Source organism: Nitrosopumilus sp. b1 (assembly GCF_014078545.1).
Taxonomy (GTDB): Archaea; Thermoproteota; Nitrososphaeria; order Nitrososphaerales; family Nitrosopumilaceae; genus PXYB01.
On the sequence record NZ_MU078798.1, the window covers coordinates 1 to 1,580 of the forward strand.

The 1,580-nt window shown below is 36.4% G+C and carries 5 protein-coding genes; all 5 read left to right on the forward strand.

Features of this window, described 5'->3' with window-relative positions:
- Window positions 1-30 precede the first annotated feature (30 nt).
- From C6988_RS11225 to C6988_RS10955, 5 genes are read left to right on the forward strand one after another with little or no spacing between them, the layout of a single operon-like run.
- On the forward strand, window positions 31-162 hold the full coding sequence (locus C6988_RS11225) for a KH domain-containing protein (RefSeq protein WP_255464491.1): 132 nt from the start codon (window positions 31-33) through the stop codon (window positions 160-162).
- A gap of 16 nt (window positions 163-178) precedes the next feature.
- Entirely contained in the window at window positions 179-667 is a 489-nt protein-coding gene (locus C6988_RS10940) for an uS3 family ribosomal protein (protein ID WP_255464490.1), read from the forward strand.
- Window positions 667-870, forward strand: coding sequence for a 50S ribosomal protein L29 (gene rpmC / locus C6988_RS10945; RefSeq protein WP_182135482.1), 204 nt, complete (start codon window positions 667-669; stop codon window positions 868-870). The genes C6988_RS10940 and rpmC overlap by 1 nt, the downstream gene beginning before the upstream one ends.
- Entirely contained in the window at window positions 867-1,133 is a 267-nt protein-coding gene (locus tag C6988_RS10950; protein WP_182135484.1) for a ribonuclease P protein component 1, read from the forward strand. The genes rpmC and C6988_RS10950 overlap by 4 nt, the downstream gene beginning before the upstream one ends.
- Window positions 1,130-1,459, forward strand: a complete 330-nt coding sequence (locus C6988_RS10955) for a 30S ribosomal protein S17 (protein WP_182135486.1) — start codon at window positions 1,130-1,132, stop codon at window positions 1,457-1,459. The genes C6988_RS10950 and C6988_RS10955 overlap by 4 nt, the downstream gene beginning before the upstream one ends.
- The last annotated feature ends 121 nt before the right edge of the window (window positions 1,460-1,580 follow it).

Below are 1,580 nucleotides of genomic sequence, written 5' to 3' on the forward strand. Positions count from 1 at the left end.
ATTAAAGAAGCAGGATTCTCACATGCAGAAATCTCAAAGACTCCAACTGGAACTAGAGTTGCATTACATGTAACTAGACCAGGAATTGTAATTGGAAGAAAAGGAACAGGAATTAGAGAGTTAACAGAAAAACTTGCAACAGACTTTGAGCTAAAAAACTAATGTAATGTGTAACAGAATGGCATCTCACATTGAGCGTGGAACTGCATTTAGACGAGCAACCATGTGGACACTACAACAAATTATGGAAAATGGTGCAATGGGAGTTCAAATTACAATTTCAGGAAAACTACGAGGAGACAGGTCTGCATTTGAAAAACATACTGCAGGAATCCTACCTAGAGCAGGACATCATGCAGATGTAATTGTTGCAGAAGATATTGCCCATGTTCAAACACCTATGGGATTAATTGGAATTAGAATCAGAATTGCACGAAAGGAGAAATATGTTCCAGAATTTGAATTAAAGAAAAAGGAAGCTAAAGAAAAATCAAAGAAAGTTAAACCAGAAAAAGACGTCAAAGAGTACACTGATGAATCTGGTGCACCAAGAGAAGAGACTGCCGAAGAAAAGAAGGCAAGAACTGAATCTGAACAAATTGCACTAGAAGCCGAAAAGATGAAAGAGCTTGAAACACTTGAAGAAGAAGAGGAGAAGTTAATCTAATGACACGAATTAGCATGAAGACAGTAAGACAATTAAATGAAAAAGACTTGAAAGATAAAATTCAAGAAGCACGCTCAGAGCTTGGAAAACTAAAAGTTGATGCATCTAAAGGAACATTACGAAAAGAGAGTGGAAAACTCAAACCACTAAGAAAAGATATTGCACGAATGATGACTAGATTAAATGAGATGAAAAAAGAATGATTACAGTAGATAATTTACACGTACATGAAATGATTGGACTAAAAACAGAGATTGTAAAATCATCAAACTCTCAAATGATTGGAGTTAATGGCACAATTATTGATGAAACAAAAAACATGTTTGTACTTGATACTAATCTTGGAATCAAAAACATTCCAAAAGATATCAACACATGGAGATTTTCTTTGAATAATGAAGATAAAGAAATAGAAGGAGCCTCACTTGCCAAGAGGTCTTATGAAAGATTGGGGAGAAAGCTATGACTAGAAACATCGGACTAAAGGTCGGAAAACCAAAAGAGGATCCTGAACCAGGAGACAAGAAGAATCCATTTAATGGAACACTATCATTAAGAGGAAAATTATTTGAAGGGATAGTAGTCAAGGCAAATGCCAAAAACACAGTCGTAATTGAGAAGGAATCACCAGTTTACTTTACTAAATTTAAGAGATATGCAAGAGGTAAGAGCAGCATTCATGCACACGTCCCATCTAATATTGATGTAAAAGAAGGAGACAGAGTTCTTGCAGCAGAATGTCGCCCACTTGCAAAATCAGTGTCATTTGTTGTAGTGGAGGTTAAGAGTTAATGTCACAGGGCAGGAGCCGAGGTAAGGCAAAAGGCGTAGAAGAATTTAGACCATACGTTACTAGAGCACTACCAGTTGGGGCACAAATTGTTTGTGCAGATAACAGTGGTGCAAAAATTTT